Source organism: Providencia sp. PROV269 (assembly GCF_028477785.1).
Taxonomy (GTDB): Bacteria; Pseudomonadota; Gammaproteobacteria; order Enterobacterales; family Enterobacteriaceae; genus Providencia; species Providencia rettgeri.
Genome location: NZ_JAMPLV010000016.1, coordinates 13,848 through 36,785 on the forward strand (window position 1 = coordinate 13,848; position 22,938 = coordinate 36,785).

Genomic DNA, 22,938 nt, shown 5'->3' on the forward strand with positions numbered 1-22,938 from the left:
GATCTTTAAATAAAAAGATCTTTATATTATATAAGGGGGAAACCTAAAGCTTGGTCTCTTCCTCAAACTTGAGTAGAATTCTCTCCTCAAATGCACAATCCGCATTTTCTAACGTTTAAGGTCCACACATGTTTTATCCAGAGCAATTTGACGTCATCGTAATTGGTGGTGGTCATGCCGGTACTGAAGCAGCAATGGCAGCTGCACGTATGGGGCGTCAAACCCTATTACTGACTCACAATATTGATACATTGGGCCAGATGTCTTGCAACCCAGCCATCGGTGGGATCGGTAAGGGACATCTGGTTAGAGAAATTGATGCCCTAGGTGGTCTAATGGCCATCGCTACAGACAAAGCGGGTATTCAATTTAGAACATTAAATGCCAGCAAAGGGCCAGCTGTTCGTGCAACCCGAGCGCAAGCTGACCGTGTTCTGTATCGCCAAGCTGTCAGAATGGCTTTAGAAAATCAGCCTAATTTAATGATTTTCCAACAACCCGTAGAAGACTTGCTTGTTGAAAACAATCGAGTTACAGGGGCAATTACCCGTATGGGCTTAAAATTTAAAGCCAAAGCCGTGGTATTAACCGTTGGTACTTTCCTTGATGGCAAAATTCATATTGGTTTAGAAAATTACAGTGGCGGTCGTGCAGGGGATCCCCCTTCAATTTCACTTTCTCAACGTTTGAGAGAATTGCCTTTACGTGTTAATCGTTTAAAAACAGGAACGCCACCACGTATTGATGCAAGAACTATTGATTTCAGTCAGTTAGCTCAACAGCTAGGTGATGACCCAATGCCCGTTTTTTCATTCTTAGGTTCACAAGATCAACATCCACAACAGATGCCTTGTCATATCACCTATACCAATGAAAAAACCCATGATGTGATCAGAAATAACCTAGATCGTAGCCCTATGTATGCAGGGGTTATTGAAGGGATCGGCCCACGTTATTGCCCTTCGATCGAAGATAAAGTCATGCGTTTTGCAGATAAAGACTCACATCAGATCTTTTTAGAGCCAGAAGGCTTAACGAGCAATGAAATTTATCCTAACGGGATATCCACCAGCTTACCATTTGATGTTCAAATGCAAATTGTTCATTCCATGAAAGGAATGGAAAATGCACGGATCATTCGTCCTGGTTATGCTATCGAGTATGATTTCTTTGACCCTAGAGATCTAAAACAAACGCTTGAGAGTAAATTTATTGAAGGTTTATTCTTTGCTGGCCAAATTAACGGCACAACAGGTTATGAAGAAGCCGGAGCTCAAGGGCTATTAGCGGGCCTTAATGCTGCACAACATGCCTTTGGTTTAGACGGTTGGTTCCCTCGTCGTGACCAAGCTTATATCGGTGTTCTCGTTGACGACCTTTGTACTTTAGGGACAAAAGAACCTTACCGTATGTTTACTTCACGTGCGGAATACCGTTTGATGCTTCGTGAAGACAATGCCGATTTGCGACTCACTGAAAAAGGCCGAGAGTTAGGCTTAGTTGATGACGTACGTTGGGCTCACTTTAATAAAAAAGTTGAACTGATTGAAAAAGAACGTCAACGCTTAAAAGATATTTGGGTTCATCCTAAATCAGATAACCATACTGAGATAGATGGAATTTTAACCGTTCCATTATCGAAAGAAGCAAATGGGGAAGATTTACTGCGTCGTCCAGAAATGACGTATCAAATGCTAACCTCGCTTAACCTGTTTGCCCCAGGTATTGACGATCCTCAAGCTGCGGATCAAGTGGAAATCCAAGTTAAATACGAAGGTTATATCGCTCGCCAAAAAGAAGAAATCGAAAGACAACTACGTAATGAAAATACCTTGTTGCCTGTTGACCTCGATTACAAACAAGTAAAAGGGTTGTCGAACGAAGTGATGGCGAAACTGAACGACCATAAACCGACATCTATTGGTCAAGCATCACGAATTTCAGGGATTACGCCTGCAGCAATCTCTATCTTACTTGTTTGGCTGAAAAAACAAGGCATGCTACGCCGGAGTGCTTAACATGGATTTATTATCGAAACTTAATCAATTGTTAGCAAAAACCGATATTGACTTAACGGAAAAGCAAAAACAGCAGTTAGTTGACTATGTTGGGTTATTAGCTAAATGGAACAAAGCCTATAACCTGACTTCAGTACGTGACCCACAACAGATGTTGATCCGTCATATCATGGACAGCATAGTGGTGAACGGTCAACTCAACGGAACAAAATTTATTGATGTAGGAACGGGGCCAGGCTTACCTGGCGTTCCTTTAGCTATTGTTCGGCCTGATTCCCATTTTGTTTTATTGGACAGCTTAGGGAAGCGGATACGCTTTTTAAAACAGGTTCAACATGAACTAGGGCTAACGAATATCGAACCTGTTCAATCGCGTGTTGAAGAGTACCCAATTGAAAATGGTTTTGATGGGGTGATTAGCCGCGCATTTGCTTCACTGAACGATATGCTGAGTTGGTGCCATCATTTACCTTCATCTGGCGGTCGTTTTTATGCACTTAAAGGTGTCATTCGTGATGATGAAATGGCGCTACCAGAAGGTTTTGTGATTGAATCTATCACAGAGCTTGAAGTGCCTGAACTTGATGAACAGCGGCATTTGGTTAAAGTTTCTATAAAATAAAGTTGCTTTCTGTCAAAATATTTTGTCTTTTAGAGCGATAGTCGGTGTGTTACAAAGCACCGGCTATTCTTGTTTTTAGCTAGAGAGTAAATATTTATATTTCACGTGTTATTTACATAGAAATAACGAATAAGTTTCAAAAATAAGGTGTTGAAAGAAAAAATATAGGGAAATTGGCAATTTTGACTTAATCGATTTAGCTAGATAAATAGTTAATAGTGAAATATTTGATTTATCACTTTTAAATTTAACTTAAAAATCTACTTCTTTAATTGTTTGATTTACAGATTAAATCTATTTTTTGTTGTCAGTAAAGTTGAAAGAATAAATAAAGAGAATAAAGCTAAATGTGATATTTATCACATTAATGTGAATATATGCAGCAATTCATTAACTATTTATTAATTATTACAGCGACAATTCTGCGCCAACTCGAAAAAATTAAATATTTATTCACCTTTTCGCTACTTACTGATTGAATTCATTTCGCCTGCCCGTATAATTTGCACGTTTTTGTCTCTTGACACATTTACGCAAAGGCAGTTTTATACAACACTTAGCGTTTCTGAGGCTGAGAAGAGCTGGGAGTAAACAAAAAGTTATGTCTGTATCCCTTTATGACAACAAACACGCTGCAAAGCAGTTGTCTGTTCAGTTTATAACTTTAGTGATCCTCAGTGGGGCTTTCTGTGCAAATAGTATAGAATGGGGGGCCTCTGCTCTTGCTGGTGGGTTAGCATGCTGGTTACCAAATATCGTATTTATGCTGCTAGCACAATTTCAGAAAGCAAAAGGAGAGGATGAACCTGTCCGCATTGCCTGGTTCTTAGCATTAGGAGCAGGGCTAAAGGTTGTTACAACTATCGCTGTCTTAGTTGTTGCTTTCGGTGTGTTCAAAGCGTCATTAACACCACTGGGTTTGACCTATTTAGCGGTGCTAATTGTTCAGATTGTTGCACCAGCCGTTTTTAAACGGTAAGTATTTTTAAACTACAAAAGGGTAAGAGGCATCATGTCTGCATCAGGAGAAGTGATGACTACAGAGGATTACATAGGCCACCATCTGAGAAACCTTCAGTTGGACCTGAGTACCTTTAAGTTGGTCGATCCCCACGCTAGTCCAACATTTTGGACGTTGAACATTGACTCGCTTTTTTTCTCGGTAGTTCTCGGGGCTCTGTTCCTGTGGCTATTTAGAAGAGTTGCAGTTAATGCGACTAGTGGCGTACCCGGTAAGTTACAGACTGCAATAGAACTGATCATTGGTTTCGTTGATAACTCAGTCCGTGATATGTATCACGGCAAGAGCAAAGTTATTGCTCCTTTAGCATTAACGGTGTTCGTCTGGGTATTCTTAATGAACCTAATGGATTTACTCCCAATTGATTTCCTTCCGTATATTGCTGAGCATTATCTCGGGTTACCTGCATTACGTGCAGTGCCAACCGCAGATGTTAGTGTCACATTATCGATGGCTATTGGTGTGTTTATCCTAATCCTCTTCTACAGCATCAAAATGAAAGGAATTGGCGGATTTACAAAAGAGCTCACAATGCAGCCTTTTAACCATCCTGTCTTCATTCCAGTCAACTTGATTCTTGAAGGGGTAAGCCTGCTGTCAAAACCTGTATCACTCGGTCTGCGACTGTTTGGTAACATGTATGCAGGTGAATTGATCTTTATTCTTATCGCGGCTCTGCTACCGTGGTGGTCACAGTGGTTGTTAAGCCTACCTTGGGCTATCTTCCACATACTGATTATTACGCTACAAGCTTTTATTTTTATGGTTCTGACGGTTGTCTATCTGTCGATGGCATCTGAAGAACACTAATTTAATTTTATCAATAATTGTATTAACTGAAACAAACTGGAGACTGTCATGGAAAACCTGAGTATGGATCTGCTGTACATGGCTGCCGCTGTGATGATGGGCTTAGCGGCGATCGGTGCTGCGATCGGTATCGGCATCCTAGGTGGTAAATTTTTAGAAGGTGCTGCTCGTCAGCCAGATTTAATTCCTCTGCTGCGTACACAGTTCTTTATCGTAATGGGTCTGGTCGATGCTATTCCGATGATTGCTGTTGGTCTGGGCTTGTATGTAATGTTCGCTGTTGCCTAATTAACGTTACGGAACACTGTAAGAACATTAATTCACTAATGAATATGAGGTATTGTCTGTGAATCTAAATGCAACAATCCTCGGCCAGGCTATCGCGTTTGTCCTGTTTGTTTGGTTCTGTATGAAGTATGTATGGCCACCGATTATGGCGGCCATTGAAAAGCGTCAGAAAGAAATTGCTGACGGTTTATCTTCCGCAGAACGTGCTAAAAAGAACCTGGAACTGGCGCAAACCGACGCAACCGACCGACTGAAAAAAGCGAAAGCTGAAGCTCAAGTCATCATTGAACAAGCGAATAAACAACGCGTTCAAATGATTGATGAAGCAAAAGCAGAAGCGGAAGCAGAACGTGCAAAAATCGTCGCACAAGCGCAAGCTGAAATTGATGCTGAGCGTAAACGTGCACGTGAAGAGTTACGTAAACAGGTTGCGATGCTTGCTATCGCAGGTGCCGAGAAGATCATCGAACGTTCCGTGGATGAAGCTGCTAACAGCGACATCGTTGATAAACTAGTCGCTGAACTGTAAGGAGGGAGGGGCATGTCTGAAATTGCTACTGTAGCTCGCCCCTACGCCAAAGCAGCTTTTGACTTTGCTGTGGAAAACCAAGCTGTTGCTAAATGGCAGGAAATGCTAGCCTTCACCGCTGAGGTGACGCGCAATGAACAGGTTGGGGAGCTGCTTTCTGGTTCTATTGCACCAGAAACATTAGCTAAAACGTTTATCTCTGTTTGTGGAGATGAAATTGACGAGCATGTTCAGAATCTGATTCGTGTTATGGCAGATAACGGGCGTTTAACGACGCTGCCAGAAGTGTTGACGCAGTTTATCCAATTGCGCGATTCTCTGGAATCAACCATTGAAGTTGATGTGATTTCTGCTAACGAACTGAGTGAACAGCAGTCAGCTAAAATTTCTGCAGCGATGGAAAAACGTCTGTCACGCAAAGTTAAGCTGAATTGCAAAATTGATAAGTCTGTTATTGCTGGAGTGATCATTCGTGCTGGAGACCTCGTTATTGACGGGAGTATCCGCGGTCGCTTAGAGCGTTTAACTGACGTCTTGCAGTCTTAAGGGGACTGGAGCATATGCAACTGAATTCCACCGAAATCAGCGAACTGATCAAACAGCGTATTGCTCAGTTCGATGTTGTGAGTGAAGCTCACAATGAAGGTACGATTGTATCCGTTAATGACGGTATTATTCGTATTCACGGTTTAGCCGAAGTCATGCAGGGTGAAATGATCGCGCTGCCTGGCAACCGTTACGCTATCGCACTGAACTTAGAGCGTGACTCTGTTGGTGCGGTCGTTATGGGTCCTTATGCCGACTTGGCAGAAGGCATGAAAGTTAAATGTACTGGTCGTATTCTTGAAGTTCCAGTAGGCCGTGGCCTGCTAGGACGTGTTGTGAATACACTGGGTCAACCAATTGATGGTAAAGGTCCTGTTGATAACGATGGCTTCTCTCCTGTAGAAGTTATTGCGCCAGGTGTTATCGACCGTCAATCCGTTGATCAACCAGTTCAAACTGGTTATAAATCAGTCGATGCCATGATCCCAATCGGTCGTGGTCAGCGTGAGCTTGTTATCGGTGACCGTCAAACAGGTAAAACTGCTTTGGCTATCGATGCAATCATCAACCAACGCGACTCAGGCATCAAATGTGTGTACGTGGCTATCGGCCAGAAAGCGTCTACCGTTTCTAACGTAGTTCGTAAATTGGAAGAACACGGCGCACTGCAAAACACTATTGTTGTTGTTGCTACAGCATCTGAATCAGCTGCTCTGCAATACTTAGCGCCATATGCTGGTTGCGCGATGGGTGAATATTTCCGTGACCGCGGTGAAGATGCACTGATCGTATACGATGACCTGTCTAAACAGGCTGTTGCATACCGTCAAATCTCACTGTTGCTGCGTCGTCCACCAGGACGTGAAGCTTACCCAGGTGACGTTTTCTATCTGCACTCACGTTTACTTGAGCGTGCTGCTCGCGTTAACGCTGAATACGTAGAAAACTTTACTAAAGGCGAAGTTAAAGGCAAAACAGGTTCATTGACAGCTCTGCCTATCATTGAAACCCAAGCTGGTGACGTTTCTGCATTCGTACCAACAAACGTAATTTCGATTACAGATGGTCAGATCTTCCTGGAATCTAACCTGTTTAACTCTGGTATTCGTCCAGCGGTTAACCCAGGTATTTCAGTATCTCGTGTTGGTGGTGCTGCTCAGACTAAAATTATCAAGAAACTGTCTGGTGGTATCCGTACCGCACTTGCTCAGTATCGTGAACTGGCAGCGTTTGCTCAGTTTGCTTCCGACCTCGATGACGCGACTCGTAAACAGTTAAGTCATGGTCAGAAAGTAACTGAACTGCTGAAACAGAAACAGTACGCACCAATGTCAGTAGCAGAGCAGGCACTGTCTCTGTTCGCGGCAGAACGTGGGTTCTTGGATGATGTTGAGTTAGCGAAAATTGGTGCGTTTGAAGCTGCTTTAGTTTCTTTTGCACAGCGCGAGCATGCTGACCTTATGAACGAAATTGGCCCGGCTGGTAGCTATAACGATGATATCGAAGGCAAGTTGAAAAAACTGCTCGAATCATTTAAAGCAACTCAGTCCTGGTAATACTATTCGGCCCAGTTCCTAGGGCCGTCTGGTTAATAAGGAGAAGCAGAAATGGCCGGCGCAAAAGAGATACGTTCCAAGATCGGAAGTGTACAAAATACACAAAAGATCACTAAAGCGATGGAAATGGTCGCTGCGTCCAAAATGCGTAAAACGCAGGAACGCATGGCGGCCAGCCGTCCTTATGCAGAAACCATGCGCAGTGTGATTGGTCACCTAGCGTTAGGTAATCTGGAATATAAACATCCATATCTCGAAGAGCGTGAAGTTAAGCGTGTCGGGTATCTGGTTGTTTCAACAGACCGCGGTCTGTGTGGTGGCTTGAACATTAACCTGTTCAAAAAACTATTAGCAGATATGAAGTCATGGTCTGAGAAAAACGTTCAGGTTGATTTGGCTTTAATCGGTTCTAAAGCGGTATCATTCTTCGGTTCTGTGGGCGGCAATGTCGTGACTCAAGTTACCGGAATGGGGGATAACCCAACGCTTTCGGACTTGATTGGTCCAGTTAACACAATGCTACAAGCCTATGATGAAGGGCGTTTGGATAAACTGTATGTGGTGACGAATAAGTTCATCAATACAATGTCTCAGGAGCCAACTATTCTTCAATTGTTACCATTGCCTGCAAGCGATGATGAAACACTGAAGAAGAAGTCTTGGGATTACATTTACGAACCCGATCCTAAGGCGTTGCTGGATACCCTGCTACGTCGTTATATCGAGTCGCAGGTTTATCAGGGCGTCGTTGAAAACCTGGCTAGTGAGCAGGCCGCACGAATGGTAGCGATGAAAGCCGCTACTGATAATGGTGGAAACCTGATCAAAGAGTTGCAGTTGGTTTACAACAAAGCTCGTCAGGCCAGCATTACTCAGGAGCTTACCGAAATTGTTTCGGGTGCTTCCGCGGTTTAACAGCTAGGTTTACGAATTACGTAGAGGATTCAAGATGGCTACTGGAAAGATTATCCAGGTAATCGGCGCCGTTGTGGACGTCGAGTTCCCTCAAGATGACGTACCAAAAGTGTACGACGCTCTTGAGGTTGTTAACGGTAAAGAAAAACTGGTGCTGGAAGTTCAGCAACAGTTAGGCGGTGGTGTTGTCCGTTGTATCGCAATGGGTACATCAGATGGCCTGAGCCGTGGTTTAGAAGTTGTAAACTTAGAGCACCCAATTGAAGTACCAGTAGGTAAAGCAACTTTAGGACGTATCATGAACGTTCTGGGTCAACCTATTGATATGAAAGGTGATATCGGCGAAGAAGAGCGCTGGTCAATTCACCGTGCTGCACCTAGCTATGAAGAATTAGCTAACTCAACAGAACTGCTGGAAACCGGTATCAAAGTAATGGACTTAATCTGTCCATTCGCTAAAGGTGGTAAAGTTGGTCTGTTCGGCGGTGCGGGTGTTGGTAAAACAGTAAACATGATGGAACTGATCCGTAACATCGCGATTGAGCACTCAGGTTACTCAGTATTCGCAGGTGTTGGTGAGCGTACTCGTGAAGGGAACGACTTCTATCATGAAATGACCGACTCAAACGTTCTGGATAAAGTATCACTGGTTTATGGCCAGATGAATGAGCCACCAGGAAACCGTCTACGCGTTGCGTTGACTGGTCTGACTATGGCTGAAAAATTCCGTGACGAAGGTCGTGACGTACTGCTGTTCGTTGACAACATCTATCGTTATACACTGGCAGGTACTGAAGTATCAGCACTGTTAGGTCGTATGCCTTCAGCGGTAGGTTATCAGCCAACGCTGGCGGAAGAGATGGGTGTTCTGCAAGAACGTATTACCTCAACTCAAACGGGTTCTATCACTTCCGTTCAAGCGGTTTACGTTCCTGCGGATGACTTAACTGACCCATCACCAGCAACTACCTTTGCTCACTTAGACGCGACAGTTGTTCTGAGCCGTCAAATCGCATCACTGGGTATTTACCCTGCGGTTGACCCTCTGGATTCTACTAGCCGTCAGCTTGACCCACTGGTTGTTGGTCAAGAGCACTATGATGTTGCTCGTGGCGTTCAGTCTATTCTGCAACGTTACCAAGAACTGAAAGATATCATTGCAATTCTGGGTATGGATGAACTGTCTGAAGAAGACAAACTGGTTGTTGCTCGTGCTCGTAAGATCCAGCGCTTCCTGTCTCAACCATTCTTCGTTGCTGAAGTATTTACCGGTTCACCAGGTAAGTTCGTTTCTCTGAAAGACACTATCCGTGGCTTCAGTGGGATCCTGAACGGTGATTACGACCACCTGCCAGAACAAGCGTTCTATATGGTTGGTACCATTGAAGAAGCTGTGGAAAAAGCGAAAAAGCTTTAATCCAGCTGACAGGAGGTTGATATGGTAGCTGCAATGACATACCACCTGACTGTAGTGAGTGCTGAAAAACAAATGTTTGAAGGCATGGTACAGAAAATTCAGGTGACAGGTAGTGAAGGTGAGCTGGGGATTTACCCGCAGCATACCCCGCTGCTGACTGCCATAAAACCGGGCATGGTACGTATTACCAAACAGTTTGGTGAAGAAGAGCTAATTTACCTCTCCGGCGGTATTTTAGAAGTACAACCAAATGGTGTTATCGTACTCGCTGATACAGCGATCCGTGGTAAAGATTTAGACGAAGCTCGTGCAGTGGAGTCTAAACGCAAAGCGGAAGAACACGTCCGTAAAGCTCACGGCGATGTTGATTATGCTCAGGCATCAGCAGAACTTGCAAAAGCAATAGCGAAACTTCGAGTCATCGAGTTAACTAAAAAGCTAATGTAATGATAGCGGTATAGTAAAAAAAGCCAGTTGGTTAAGTCTAACTGGCTTTTTTATTTGAGCGAAATATGTAGTAATTTATAAAGGAAATAGGTTTACTTTCATCCCTAAGTTGGAGTTTCAGGAAAAATGACTGTGCAAAGAAAAAGTGTCGTGATTTTAGCTGCCGGTAAAGGCACACGGATGTATTCAGAGCTACCTAAAGTTTTGCATTTGCTTGCAGGCAAACCAATGGTTCAGCATGTTATAGATACAGCAAAATCCATTGGTGCATCAGATATTCATCTGGTATACGGACATGGCGGTGATTTACTGAAAGAAAAACTAGGTGAGCAAAACCTCAATTGGGTATTGCAGGCCGAACAGCTCGGCACTGGCCATGCGATGCAACAAGCCGCGCCAAGCTTTCAAGACGATGAAAATATTGTCATGTTATATGGCGATGTACCATTAATTGCTAAAGATACCTTAGATCGCTTAATTGAAGTGAAGCCAGAAGGTGGTATTGGCTTGCTGACGGTTATTTTAGATAACCCAACAGGGTATGGCCGTATCATTCGTGAAAATAATGAAGTTGTCGGTATTATTGAGCAAAAAGATGCGACTGAAGAGCAACGTAAAATCCAAGAGATTAACACTGGGATCATGGTTGCCAGTGGTAAAGATTTCAAACGTTGGTTGGCACAGCTGAACAACGATAACGCACAAGGCGAATACTATATTACTGATATTATTGCATTAGCACATAAAGAAGGTAATAAAATTGCAACCGTTCATCCTAAACATTTAAGTGAGATGGAAGGGGTGAATAACCGCCTACAGCTGGCTGCGTTAGAAAGAGTTTATCAGAAAGAACAAGCGGAAAAACTGTTATTAGCCGGTGTGATGCTAATTGACCCTGCACGTTTTGACCTGCGCGGAAATCTAACTCATGGTCGCGATATTATTATTGATACTAACGTGATTATCGAAGGTAACGTTACATTAGGGAATAACGTACATATTCAATCTGGCTGTATTTTGAAAGATTGTGTAATCGGTGATAACTCAGTGATTAGCCCGTATTCAGTCATAGAAAACTCTGAATTATCAGCTGAATGTACGGTTGGTCCTTTTGCGCGTTTACGTCCAGGTGCTAAATTAGCAGCCAAAGCACACGTCGGTAATTTCGTCGAAATGAAAAATGCCTCTTTAGGTTTAGGTTCTAAAGCGGGTCATTTAAGTTACCTAGGCGATGCTCAAATCGGTGATAACGTCAATATTGGCGCAGGTACCATCACTTGTAATTATGATGGCGCCAATAAACATAAAACTGTTATTGGTGATGATGTATTTGTAGGTTCAGACACTCAATTAGTCGCTCCAGTTTCTGTAGCAAAAGGTGCAACAATTGGCGCGGGTACGACGGTAACTCGTGACGTGAATGAAGACGAACTCGTTGTCAGCCGTGTAAAGCAAATGCATATTAAAAACTGGCAACGTCCAGTTAAGAAAAAATAAGTAAATATTGAGGAGAGGTAGCGTTATCTCTCCTATGATAAAAAAGCTATTTAAATAGCAAAAATTAAAATAGCTACCCAAGGTAGCAATATAAAAATAATATCCCCATTTTCTACAAGGCTGGGGAGCAGTGAAAACTGTACAACAATTAGGTTGCGACAAATAAAGGTTTCTCAAGAAAGAAACCTTTTGTCTAGGAATCAAAAAAATATGTGTGGAATTGTAGGTGCTGTTGCACAACGTGATATTGCAGAAATTCTGTTAGAAGGTCTTCGTCGTCTTGAATATCGTGGTTATGACTCAGCGGGTATGGCTGTAGTTGATCACGAAGGTCATTTGCAACGCTTACGTGAAGTCGGCAAAGTGCAAATGTTAGCGGAAGAAGCGGAGAAAAACCCAGTATCGGGTGGAACGGGGATTGCACATACCCGTTGGGCGACTCATGGTATTCCAAGTGAACGTAATGCTCACCCACATACCTCTGGTTATATTGCCGTTGTTCATAACGGCATTATTGAAAACTATTTAGAACTGAAAGATGAACTGAAAAAACTCGGTTATGTCTTTAGTTCAGAAACAGACACTGAAGTGATTGCCCATCTTGTTCACCATGAACAACAAAAAGGTGGCTCGCTGGTGGAAGTGGTTCAACGTGTTATCCCACAATTACGCGGTGCTTACGGTACGGTAATTATGGATAGCCGTATTCCTGAATTATTAGTCGCTGCACGTTCTGGTAGCCCATTGGTTATTGGTTTAGGTGTCGGTGAAAACTTCTTAGCATCAGACCAATTAGCATTGTTGCCTGTGACTCGCCGCTTTATCTACCTTGAAGAAGGGGATGTTGCTGAAGTTACTCGTCGTACTGTTCGTATTTTTGATAAAAATGGTGAAGCTGTTGACCGTGAGCAAATTGAATCAAACGTTCAATATGATGCGGGCGATAAAGGCGTTTACCGTCATTACATGCAAAAAGAGATTTATGAACAGCCGATGGCGATTAAAAACACCCTTGAAGGGCGTTTTAGCAAAGACAATGGTATCGATTTAAGCGAATTAGGCCCTCGTGCGAGTGAAATTTTATCTCAAGTTGAACATATCCAAATCGTAGCTTGCGGAACATCTTACAATGCTGGCATGGTGGCTCGTTATTGGTTTGAGTCTTTGGCCGGTATTCCCTGTGATGTGGAAATTGCTTCTGAGTATCGTTATCGCAACCCTGCACACCGTAAAAACAGTTTAATGATAACACTGTCTCAATCAGGTGAAACCGCAGATACACTCGCAGCCCTGCGTTTATCTAAAGAATTAGGCTATTTGACCTCTTTAGCAGTGTGTAACGTTGCGGGCTCTTCACTGGTACGTGAATCTGAATTTGCCCTGATGACCAAAGCAGGGGCTGAAATTGGTGTGGCATCCACTAAAGCGTTTACTACTCAGCTAACTGTCTTACTGATGCTAGTGGCGTATATGGGTCGCTTGAAAGGCGCCAACCCTGAGCTCGAAGAAAACATTTCTCACGCTCTACATGCATTGCCTGCGCGTATTGAAAGCATGTTATCGCAAGATAAAGTTATCGAAGCATTGGCAGAAGATTTCTCAGATAAACACCATGCGTTGTTCTTAGGCCGCGGTGATCAGTTCCCTATTGCCGTTGAAGGAGCACTGAAATTAAAAGAGATTTCTTACATTCACGCAGAAGCGTATGCTGCTGGTGAGTTAAAGCATGGCCCATTAGCGTTAATTGATGCCGACATGCCTGTTATCATCGTTGCACCTAACAATGAACTGTTAGAAAAACTGAAATCAAACATCGAGGAAGTTCGTGCGCGTGGTGGTTTGCTGTATGTATTTGCTGACCAAGATGCGGGCTTTGAAGCCAGTGAAAATATGAAAATTGTTTCTCTGCCTCATGTTGAAGAGCTCATCGCACCTATTTTCTACACCGTTCCTCTGCAACTGTTGTCTTATCACGTTGCATTGATTAAAGGTACAGACGTAGACCAACCCCGTAACTTGGCGAAGTCGGTGACAGTTGAGTAATCAATAAATTGATTAATAAAGGGCTCATTATTTAACCGTAATGAGCCTTTTTATTTTTTTGTCATAATATAATTTCTATTTTTTGTTTTTTTTAATATAACATAATAAAAAACAAGGAAATAAACATATGGAAATTATATTTATTGATATTATTGATAAGGAATATGAATTTGTATGCCAACTATATTGGCAGCTTGAAGAAAATGGCCGATTTTCATATTCAATGATTAAGATAGAAGAAAAAACACAATTAAAATCCAAAGAAATAAAAGCTATTGTGGCTAGAAGCTGCAAAGCTTATTGTTTAAAACTAAAATGTGTAGCATGTGGTGAAATGGAATTTTTACGAGATAGGAGCCATTTTTCACATTTAATTAATTTTGAACATATTTGTGTTGATTGTATTCGTATAGAGAATGAAAAAGAAAGGCAAGAAAAAATTGAATATATTGATAATCTATTATTTTTAAAAAAAGAAAATGCTTTAAGTATCAATGATCTTTCTTTTGAAAATAGTGTTTTTTTACTTGCACTTATACGGTGTTGTGCTGATGAAAATCTAATGTATTTAGATAGCTTGGATAATCAAAGGTATAAAAAATTAACACCGAATTATAAGTTTGACCTGTTAATCATAGAACAGCTTTATACTGCAGGTGTGATTGCAGTAAGTTCAGTTACTAATTTAAAGTATATAAGTGTTAGTGAAGATTATATTTATTTTAATAATATATTTATGTGCTGGGAAGTTATTTTTAAAGAAACTAATAGTTTATCTACGATTATTGACCTACTAGAGCTAAAGTTAGCCAATATTTATTACTTACAAGAAAATAAAAAATCACTGATTGAGTTATGTAAGAAAAATAATCTATTTGAGTGTTTTTTTTATTTGAATTATGAAATGGATGAATATAATTTTACATCTTTTCAGATTGGTGAAAAAACAACAAAAAACATCACCTATTTATTAGAAAAATTATCTGTTGGGCAAGTTTTCTATATTATATCTAAAACGGTTACTGATGCTTTTTTATATCACCAAAAAAAATCGACTAAAATCAACAAAGGGCAAGCTGCGAACTCTGTTGTTGATGCAATGAAGCGAATGCATGAAAGGTATCTTGCTAATGGATGGTCTCCCTATTCAAAATATCGGCCTCGTCATTGCCCTCAATCGGTACTTTGTCAGGTTTTATTTGTATTTATCTTGCAAACAGATGATGGCGGTATTCATAAATCGTTAAAACAAATTATAACTGACGATGATAAGGGGATTTTCTTGAATCATTAAAACTGATTTTATGTCTTAATGATTCAATCACCTAATCTTGCTGCATAGGAAAGTAAAACACATTTTTCATACTAGATAATTTTAAAATAATATCAGCACCAAGAATGATAAAATTAAGTATTATTATTTCTTCTTAAATCCACCTTAATTATTATGTTTAGTGTTTTTTATTTAAATTAAATATGTAAATGTATTGGGAAATAAATCCGTAATATACTGATGGTAAGAATAACCCGACAATCTGTTTTTGCCGGGTTATTCTTTATTAAAATGAAAATTTACTTTTTTTATTATATCTTTCTATTAATATGTCTTTCCCATTTTTTAAAGTGATGTTGTGAGTAAATCGATTATCATTTATTGTTAGTTTTTTGTTTTTATTGGTTATTTTGATGATGTAATTATTTATTTTATATATGGAACCATCCGGTTCATTTTTTAATAAATCAAACATATTGATAAAAATTGCATTTTCACTATTTATTTTGTTTTCATTATGATTGTGTATTAACTCTATTTTTTTTGAGTTTGGTGAACTATAAATAAAATAAAGGTTTTTTTTCATTAAATCATTTTTAAATGCGCTAATATCGTATTCTAATGATTCTTTTTTTATGAGGTTTTGTGCTTTATTTTTGTGTGTATTTTTTAAATTTTTTGTGTTTGTATCTATCTTTTCAAATTTCATCTTTAATAAAGAGACACAGTTAGTGTTGATGGGTTTTTCTTTTATATTGTAGCTGAATGATTTTTTATTATTAATAATACTATTGTTATTATTTATTTCTATAAAATATTTTAATCTATCTATGTTCATTTTTAATGATCTCCATTTGGTTTATAATTATTTTATTGGAGTGGAGTCATTATCTATATCAAAAAAAGAGACTAAGGCTAACCCTTTAATAAATTTTTCAAATCACTAAATATAGATTGCCATTCATTATCATCAATTTCCATGAATCCCATATAGCGCAGCATAAAAGCGCCTTCTGTTGCTAGAAATACAATTCTTGCTTGTTTGCCTTTTTCTGTTGAAGTATCTAGTCTCGCAAGCCGTTCACGATACCAAGTACGCGTACTTTCCAGATATTCAGGGGTTTGTAATAAGGATGCCATTAAGGAAGCGCCTTTTGCCATTGCAACTTTATCGTGCTGGTGGGTAGCTTGCATATGAGCAAAAATTTGCCCTTCAGGAGAGTTATCTTGCAGCGTCACTTGATTAAAAATTTCATCGTAAGACTGGCCCCAACGCTCAAACATTGCATCAATTAAGGCATCTTTATTGCCAAAACAGTACTGAACACCGCCTTTGGAGATCCCCATCGCTTTGGCAACTGCATCGATAGTGAGAGCGGTAGCACCTTGTTGTAGAACAATATCTTCAGCGGCATCAAGTAATTTTTCTCTATCGATTGTTCGTTGACGTCCCATTTAGAAAAACCTCTTTTCAATACGTACGTATGGATTTATATTGTAGCACGATCAGCACAAAAATCATGATCAAATAAACTCATTGAGAGAATTTTATGTTAACCGATTATAAGCGCTGGATAGTGCTTCTATTAGTTTCAAGTGTACTGTTTCTTATCGTTATTGATGTCACTGTACTGTATACCGCGTTACCTAAATTAACCCATGATTTAGGCGCTACGTCATCTGAAAAACTGTGGATAATGAATGCTTACCCACTGGTGGTCGCTGGGTTATTACCTGCTGCAGGGATGCTAAGTGATAAAGTTGGTCACAAGCAAATGTTTTTATTGGGGCTACCGTTATTTGGTTTAGCCTCGTTGTGTGCTGCTTTTTCACCAACAGCAACAAGTTTGATTTTGTCTCGAGGTTTTTTAGCTGTTGGCGCAGCGTTAAGTATGCCTGCCACCCTTGCTATTGTCAGGCATGTTTTTTTAGATCCAAAAGAAAGGGCATTAGCTATTGGAATATGGTCTGCGGTTGCTTCAGGTGGAGCGGCAATAGGCCCTTTGATCGGCGGTATCTTACTTAACCACTTTTGGTGGGGCTCTGTTTTTTTAATTAATGTTCCAGTCGTTTTATTGGTTATTCCGTTTGCGTGTTACTTGATCCCTAAGTGTGGTGGTAACAGCGACAAAAAAATCGACATTTTCGGTTCTATTTTAGTCTTAATTGGCTTAATTGGCGTTATTTATGCGTTGAAGGAGCTCGGAAAACCTTATACAGACTGGCCTGCGGTATGGGCTTCAGGCGTTATTGGTGTTTTCTTTTTGGTGGTATTTAGAAATCGACAAGTTAAATCAATATCCCCAATGATTGATTTTACGCTATTAAAGCATCCTAAATTCAATGCAGGGCTGATGATGGCTGTGTTATCTATCGTGGTTATCGTTGGTGTTGAATTATTGCTCAGCCAACGGCTGCAACTGGTTTTAGGTTATACTCCGTTTGAAGCGGCTTTATATATCATTCCAATTCCATTGGCTTCAGTGATAGCTGCACCATTGGCAGGTATGTACCTTCATAAATTTGGTGAGATAAAACTCACTGTTTTCGGGTTTACTTGTACGTTAATTGGTGTCGTTGGTTTAACGATGGTGTACCAAACTTCGACAGGTATTTTGTTACTTTCATTCCTCTTTCTTATTGGGTTTGGCCTTGGTGCGATATTCACGACGGCGTCAACGACAGTGATGTTAAATGCCCCTGATGAAAAAGCAGGAATGGCAGCATCAATTGAAGAAATTGCTTATGAAATTGGCAGTGTCTTAGGTGTCACCTTTATGGGGGGATTAATGAGTGCTATCTATACGTTAAAACTCTCATTACCTGAAGACATGACTGTCAGCGATAAAGTTTATGACAGTATTGATGAGGCCTTATTAGTTTCTGAATCACTACCAGAAAATACTGCATCAGCATTGATAAATCAGGCCAATATTGCCTTTGACCATGCTTTCTTAGGGGTGATGGTAGCAACTATTTTTGTTCTGCTGATCAGTATTATTGTTCTGCCTTATTTGTTACGTTCCAAAAAGGCATTAGTAAATTAATTAGGTTGATTTTCCCGCAAAAAGGGAGCTTTTACTCCCTTTTGCTCTTTATTTTATTTTGCGGATTAATACCGTTGCGAGTAATGGGCTAATTGCAAATAGGGCGAATAACCAGATTGAAGCTTGCTGTGCTCCCGCGATCCCTCCGGGGCTAATTAACCCGCTATTATTGACGACGACTCCCACTAAGGCGGCAGATAGCGCGGTTGCATACAATTGAATGGTAATAATTGAAGATGATGCGAGATTTTCCTCGCCCTCTGGCGCATTCTTAAAAACACGTAGTACGAGATGAGGCCAACACACACCAATTCCTAGACCAACCCCAGCCATGGCGATGAGATAAATAACGAACAATGGCCATGATTCGATAAGCTGTTGATTATGCGTTAGAACAGCAAGTACAATTAAAGAAATAAATATGATGAACGGGCCTGTTCGAATAATTCGGATAACAATAGCCCCCGTTTTATTGGCACTAAAGAGTGCCCCAATGGTCCAACCCGCTGCCATTATTGCAGTTAAATAACCGGCTGTGAGCGGAGAAAACAGATGGATGGTTTGTAAGAAATAAGGGACATAAATTTCGGTTGTCATGCCACCAACTAACAAACACATGGTTAAAAATATGACGCCAAGGGGATTCTTGAGTGAATAGGCTCCTGTTGGTAATAAACGTTTGTCATTTTTACCATCGAGTAAAGCAATAGTCAGCAGTATGGCTAGGCCAATTAACAAGCCAATTAGGTTCATGAATAAACTATCAGACAAACTTCCAATTGAGATAGCAAGAACGGATATCACTAACAGAGAAATCGCTAAGAATGGAATTTTACTGGTTTTTGGTGCTTGAGTTTGTTTTTTAGGGAGTTGATTGATGACAATGAGCGCTAGAAAAACCGCGACAGGAAGTAAAGCCCAAAACGCCCAACGCCAGTGGCCACTTTCAGCAAAAATACCACCAATTGCAGGGCCACAGAGTGTTGCTATTCCCCACATACCTGAAACAACACCCATGGCTCGAGACCATAAGTTTTCAGTAAAAACAATGCGAATTAATGCATAGCTAAGAGCAAATAAAATACCGCCACCAAGTCCTTGTAATGCTCTCCCGCCTAGTAATACCAACATTGATGGGGAAGCTGCGCACCAAATAGACCCTAAAGAAAATAGAATGAGCGCGAATAAATAAGAAAATTTAGGCCCAAAACTGTCTAATACTTTACTGGAAAGGGCAGAACCAACAATGGATGTTGCGACAAATAAAGTGGTATTCCATGCATAATATTCAAGGCCGCCAATATCGTTAACGACACTGGGCAATATGGTTGTTACGATATAAATATTGATAGCATGTAGTGCAACACCGCCAGTTAAAGCAATAGTGAGTAACGCATTGGTGCCACTGAGTAAATCAGCCCACTTGGCTTGAGGTACGGTTGAAGTTTCATTGCTCATAGAGAGACCCGCTAGACGGAATGGTGGAAAAAGAGGTATTATCCAAGTAATAGCTTGGATAATAGAGTCGCATAATGATTAATGCAAGTAATTACTTTGATAATCTAAATTTAACACAGGCTGTGGATAAGGTTCTTTTTTGTATCAAAACTAAAGGGCCTATTTCTACCGCAGTGATCGCAAATGATTTAAATATGACAGGGGAAGCAGCAAGGCAACACATTCAAAAACTGACTTCGTTGGGGTTAGTTGAGGGGGCGCAGTGCTTATCGCAAACAGGGGCTGGGCGCCCTCGGCAAAATTGGGTGTTAACAGAACTGGGGCATCAACGTTTTCCGGATACTCATGCGCAACTTGCTCTTCAATTGATTGATTCTGTTCGGACTATTTTTGGTGATGAAGGTCTAGAAAAGCTGATTAGCCAAAGGGAAACGGAAAGCCGAGAAAAATATTTTTCTCGTTGTAAAAATTTACCGTTAGCTGAGCGGCTTGAGGCGTTGGCTGAAGTGCGTAGCGAAGAAGGGTATATGGCGAAGGTTGAACAAGATGATGACAGTTGGTTATTCATCGAAAACCATTGTCCAATTTGTGCTGCAGCCACCGCTTGCCAAAATTTTTGTCGTTCGGAATTGGCGTTGTTCAGTGATATTGTGGGGGATGATGCTAGTATTGAGCGTGAACAGTACTTATTAAATAGCGCAGGGCGTTGTGTCTATCGTGTAAAGGTTAATAACTAAATACCAAGACACCTTGGTATTTAGTTTAGTAATAGTATTATCTCTCAATCATCAATGTTTCAGTTGACTCTATATGTGGTGCTAGCTCTTCGTTATCAAGCCATAACGGTTTCTTACCAAACTGCTGGTATAACGAGAGTTGGTCTTGGTAGTGAGGTGAAGGTTTTCCTTGCGGGGAAATAAAGCCACTTTGCCCTGGAGCAACAATGTCCCATGCACTCACCCCTTTTTCGGTAAACACAATTAGGTCGTTTTCAGTTCCCCGATTATGGTATTCATTTTGATGGACATTTTCTTGAGGTAAGGCTTGTGGCACACCAAAGAAATTATTTTCACGGAAGGTTAATGCTGTGGCGGGTGTTTGCCAATTAGCTGGGTTATCACCGTATTTTACTCTCATTTTTTGGTAGGTCGCATTCAGTGCTTTTCTAATTACATCATTCCGCGATTGTCCTGAAAATAGATCGATAGGCTGGGGTATTGGCGATTTATCTTCTAAGAGAGACTCATACAGTAATTTTGCGCCTGTACTGATATTTAAAGACCCTGTAGGGCCTTCTTGTGTCGTTTCATAACCACTTGCTAGATACCATTTATCAAATGGTGCGGGGATCGTTTGGCCTAGAGTGGCTTTAAGCATTTCTTTTAACCAAATATCGAGGATTGCAGACCCTGGATGAACATAGTGTTTTCCATCACCTGATAACTGGTTTATACAATCCCACTGTTGGAGCAAGGAGACTAATTTGACGGTATTGTCATTTGATGGCAAACCTTGTGTCGCTTGAGCCAAAAATGGGGTAAATAAGCGATGATTGAGGTCGACACGGCTAGTTTGTTGTAAAATCGTCCACATATCATCAGCTGTTAACTTATCATAGGCCTCAATGCGGTTATCGATTTCTGTTACTCTATCTGCACTTCCCCATAAGAAGGCAAATAAGTCGCTAGCAGGATAATTTTTAGCTGGGGAGTTATTCCAGTTAGCGATGTAACCGGATTTGGGATTATAGACTTTAGGATTATTTGCAAAGGGCTGCATCCCTTTCCAGTCCCATTCTCCCGTGCCTGATACGGGTAAACGGGGGTCATGGTTAGTTTGGCGTTTAGGGTAGTGCCCGGTATGGACATAACCAATATTTCCGTCTTTATCCGCATAATACCAATTAATCGTCAGTGCTTGATTTTGTGCTTGGTCTAGCCATTGCTGCCAGTTTTGCGCCTGCCCTTGTTTTACCCAAGCCATTAAGGATGTAAGCTCTTTGCCATCCCATGTGCGAGCTTTGCTGTATGCGGTGTGAGTGGTATTATCACGCTTGACTACATTACCATGCACAGTGCGGTATACTTCAAAAGTAATGGGTTTTTCACCTTTTACATTTAATGTCTCTTGGCGCGATAGCATTTGTTTCCACTGCCCTTGGTGGAAGTAGCTATTTGGATCTTCAGGTGAAATTTGTTCTGCAAAAATATCAACGCCGTCACCAAAACCCGCTGTAGAGCCCCAAGAAATTTGCCCATTATGACCGAATAAAATAGCGGGATAAGCAAACGGTGTATTTCCAACAATATTAAACCCGGCTCCATGTAACCCTATACCGTATGTATAGGCAGGGTTAAACCAACCAAACTGTGGGCCATTAAGTAAAATGGCTTTTGCGCCAGACGCTTTTGTTTTTCCAACAAGCCAAACATTACTGGTGGTTGGATACCCTGCTAGGCCATTAGCACCGCTTTGTTCATATTGTTTAGCGATTAACGCATTATTTTCCTGGGAAGAAAGCGCTATTAATTTTCCTGTTGCATCTTTTGCCGTGCGTTCAAACATGGGAGCAGTAAGTCGGTAATCACTAATTTGATTCAATTGCGCTATATTTTTTGTTTTTTGTGAATTTGAATAGGTGAATTCTTCTGATGAGATTGTTGTTGGTGCGTTGGGGTTATTAAGCCAATTAATTTGGTTAAAAAACGCCATTCCCATTTGTTCACCATACTTATCTTTAAGCGCAGTGAGTAATGCTAGATTATCAATTTCACTATTCATATCGGAAAAGCGGTTTGCCATTGTACCGACCATTATCATCGCAACATCAAAACTCGTCCATTGGGATGGTAAAAAATCATAATCAATGAACTGTTTAGGCATTAAGTCATCCGGTTTAGCATTGATTTGTTTAATCCATGCATTCATGCCATCCGCATAACCCTGCAAAATATCTTGTTCTTTAGGGGATAATTGCGTGATTTGCTGGTGGATAGAATCAGGCCAATAGTTGTTTCTGATTTCTTTATCAAAAGAAATGTAATCTTTACCTAACACTTCGGAAACTGTTCCTTGGGTACTGCGTTTAGCCATTTCCATTTGGAATAATCGGTCTTGTGCCACAGCATAGCCATATCCATAGAAAAGGCTATAAGTATCATTCGCATAGATGTGAGGAACACCATAGTTATCTCGTTCAATTTTAATTTGAATTGACTGAGAAAATGATGAGAGTGATAGTGAGCTTAAACTTAAAACAATAGCGGTAGAGATGAGGTGTTTTTTCATTTATTGAGTCTCATGTTGTTATTATTTTTTTGAGACTAGCACTATTGTGTTGTTAATAAATGGTTAATTTATGGTTGATTGTTAATATGCGAATCACGATCACAGAAAAAGATACATAAATTTAAATAAATTACAAAAAACGTGTCATAACTGTATTGGATAC

At 40.6% G+C, this 22,938-nt stretch carries 20 protein-coding genes; 16 read left to right on the plus strand and 4 right to left on the minus strand.

Annotated elements, in window-relative coordinates; all coding sequences use genetic code 11:
- Positions 1–128: 128 nt before the first annotated feature.
- From mnmG to PR683_RS16300, 14 genes are all read left to right on the plus strand, one after another.
- On the plus strand, positions 129–2,018 hold the full coding sequence (mnmG, locus tag PR683_RS16235; RefSeq protein ID WP_004906733.1) for a tRNA uridine-5-carboxymethylaminomethyl(34) synthesis enzyme MnmG: 1,890 nt from the start codon (positions 129–131) through the stop codon (positions 2,016–2,018).
- 1 nt (position 2,019) lies between these two features.
- Positions 2,020–2,640, plus strand: coding sequence for a 16S rRNA (guanine(527)-N(7))-methyltransferase RsmG (gene rsmG / locus PR683_RS16240; RefSeq protein ID WP_004906735.1), 621 nt, complete (start codon positions 2,020–2,022; stop codon positions 2,638–2,640).
- 601 nt (positions 2,641–3,241) lie between these two features.
- Entirely contained in the window at positions 3,242–3,619 is a 378-nt protein-coding gene (gene atpI / locus PR683_RS16245) for a F0F1 ATP synthase subunit I (protein WP_004906317.1), read from the plus strand.
- A gap of 33 nt (positions 3,620–3,652) precedes the next feature.
- Positions 3,653–4,471 carry a F0F1 ATP synthase subunit A gene (atpB, locus tag PR683_RS16250; RefSeq protein ID WP_004906738.1) on the plus strand — a complete coding sequence of 273 codons (819 nt, stop codon included), beginning with the start codon at positions 3,653–3,655 and terminating at the stop codon, positions 4,469–4,471.
- Positions 4,472–4,519: 48 nt separating this feature from the next.
- Positions 4,520–4,759, plus strand: a complete 240-nt coding sequence (gene atpE / locus PR683_RS16255; protein WP_004093904.1) for a F0F1 ATP synthase subunit C — start codon at positions 4,520–4,522, stop codon at positions 4,757–4,759.
- Between the two features lie 58 nt (positions 4,760–4,817).
- Positions 4,818–5,288 carry a F0F1 ATP synthase subunit B gene (gene atpF, locus PR683_RS16260; RefSeq protein ID WP_004906301.1) on the plus strand — a complete coding sequence of 157 codons (471 nt, stop codon included), beginning with the start codon at positions 4,818–4,820 and terminating at the stop codon, positions 5,286–5,288.
- A 12-nt stretch (positions 5,289–5,300) separates the two neighbouring features.
- Complete coding sequence (gene atpH / locus PR683_RS16265; RefSeq protein WP_004906300.1) at positions 5,301–5,834, plus strand: F0F1 ATP synthase subunit delta; 534 nt, start codon at positions 5,301–5,303, stop codon at positions 5,832–5,834.
- 14 nt (positions 5,835–5,848) lie between these two features.
- Positions 5,849–7,390 (plus strand): F0F1 ATP synthase subunit alpha, encoded by a 1,542-nt coding sequence (gene atpA / locus PR683_RS16270; protein ID WP_004906297.1) that lies wholly within the window; start codon positions 5,849–5,851, stop codon positions 7,388–7,390.
- Between the two features lie 51 nt (positions 7,391–7,441).
- Entirely contained in the window at positions 7,442–8,305 is an 864-nt protein-coding gene (atpG, locus tag PR683_RS16275; RefSeq protein WP_110731519.1) for a F0F1 ATP synthase subunit gamma, read from the plus strand.
- A 34-nt stretch (positions 8,306–8,339) separates the two neighbouring features.
- Positions 8,340–9,722, plus strand: coding sequence for a F0F1 ATP synthase subunit beta (atpD, locus tag PR683_RS16280; protein WP_004906293.1), 1,383 nt, complete (start codon positions 8,340–8,342; stop codon positions 9,720–9,722).
- A gap of 21 nt (positions 9,723–9,743) precedes the next feature.
- On the plus strand, positions 9,744–10,169 hold the full coding sequence (locus PR683_RS16285; RefSeq protein ID WP_004906291.1) for a F0F1 ATP synthase subunit epsilon: 426 nt from the start codon (positions 9,744–9,746) through the stop codon (positions 10,167–10,169).
- Between the two features lie 126 nt (positions 10,170–10,295).
- Entirely contained in the window at positions 10,296–11,666 is a 1,371-nt protein-coding gene (gene glmU, locus PR683_RS16290) for a bifunctional UDP-N-acetylglucosamine diphosphorylase/glucosamine-1-phosphate N-acetyltransferase GlmU (protein ID WP_042851475.1), read from the plus strand.
- 210 nt (positions 11,667–11,876) lie between these two features.
- Entirely contained in the window at positions 11,877–13,709 is a 1,833-nt protein-coding gene (gene glmS / locus PR683_RS16295) for a glutamine--fructose-6-phosphate transaminase (isomerizing) (protein WP_004906751.1), read from the plus strand.
- 127 nt (positions 13,710–13,836) lie between these two features.
- Positions 13,837–15,003: a hypothetical protein gene (locus tag PR683_RS16300; RefSeq protein WP_117162962.1), complete on the plus strand. Its 1,167-nt coding sequence runs from the start codon at positions 13,837–13,839 to the stop codon at positions 15,001–15,003.
- A 265-nt stretch (positions 15,004–15,268) separates the two neighbouring features.
- Here PR683_RS16300 and PR683_RS16305 read toward each other — a convergent pair whose 3' ends face one another.
- Positions 15,269–15,820 carry a hypothetical protein gene (locus PR683_RS16305; protein WP_272524015.1) on the minus strand — a complete coding sequence of 184 codons (552 nt, stop codon included), beginning with the start codon at positions 15,818–15,820 and terminating at the stop codon, positions 15,269–15,271.
- 77 nt (positions 15,821–15,897) lie between these two features.
- Positions 15,898–16,437, minus strand: coding sequence for a TetR/AcrR family transcriptional regulator (locus PR683_RS16310; RefSeq protein WP_272571520.1), 540 nt, complete (start codon positions 16,435–16,437; stop codon positions 15,898–15,900).
- Between the two features lie 95 nt (positions 16,438–16,532).
- Here PR683_RS16310 and PR683_RS16315 point away from each other — a divergent pair, with 95 nt between their 5' ends.
- Positions 16,533–18,029 carry an MFS transporter gene (locus PR683_RS16315; RefSeq protein ID WP_123382688.1) on the plus strand — a complete coding sequence of 499 codons (1,497 nt, stop codon included), beginning with the start codon at positions 16,533–16,535 and terminating at the stop codon, positions 18,027–18,029.
- 48 nt (positions 18,030–18,077) lie between these two features.
- Here the strand turns inward: PR683_RS16315 and PR683_RS16320 are convergent, their stop codons facing one another.
- Positions 18,078–19,487 carry an MFS transporter gene (locus PR683_RS16320; RefSeq protein ID WP_211889141.1) on the minus strand — a complete coding sequence of 470 codons (1,410 nt, stop codon included), beginning with the start codon at positions 19,485–19,487 and terminating at the stop codon, positions 18,078–18,080.
- A 74-nt stretch (positions 19,488–19,561) separates the two neighbouring features.
- On the opposite strand from PR683_RS16320, the gene PR683_RS16325 reads away from it, so the two are divergent.
- Positions 19,562–20,224: a helix-turn-helix transcriptional regulator gene (locus PR683_RS16325; protein WP_272571521.1), complete on the plus strand. Its 663-nt coding sequence runs from the start codon at positions 19,562–19,564 to the stop codon at positions 20,222–20,224.
- A 37-nt stretch (positions 20,225–20,261) separates the two neighbouring features.
- Here the strand turns inward: PR683_RS16325 and PR683_RS16330 are convergent, their stop codons facing one another.
- The gene (locus PR683_RS16330) at positions 20,262–22,775 is read right to left on the minus strand and encodes a penicillin G acylase (protein WP_272571522.1); all 2,514 of its coding nucleotides are present in this window, start codon (positions 22,773–22,775) and stop codon (positions 20,262–20,264) included.
- Positions 22,776–22,938: the final 163 nt, after the last annotated feature.